General features: G+C 65.8%; 1 protein-coding gene. It reads right to left on the bottom strand.

Annotated features, from left to right (window positions below; genetic code table 11):
- The coding region (locus ACYYG1_RS17890; RefSeq protein ID WP_461211680.1) for a DUF1428 domain-containing protein at positions 1–196 on the bottom strand (196 nt) is incomplete at its 3' end.
- Between the last annotated feature and the right edge of the window lie 41 nt (positions 197–237).

The following is a 237-nucleotide window of genomic DNA, read 5'->3' as shown; positions in this document are numbered from 1 at the left end:
CGGTTTCGTCCTCCTTGAGCTTCACCGCCATCGGGAAGGAGGTCACCTTGCCCTCGGGCACGTCGTTGCCCCAGCACTCCACGACGCCGAGCGCGCCGTATTCCCTGAACATCGCCGCGGCCTTGCGCGCCACCTCGATGTAGCGCTCGCGCTTGGCGGTGGGTACCGGTACGAGGAAGCCATCGACATAGTTCATCGTTCATCTCCTGCGGGGTGTGCAGGCGGCCGGATGTCGCC

The sequence above is a fragment of the Desulfocurvus sp. DL1XJH-121 genome (assembly GCF_054819825.1).
The sequence above is the reverse complement of the archived record's forward strand: the minus strand, read 5'-3'. Positions and strand labels throughout refer to the sequence as shown.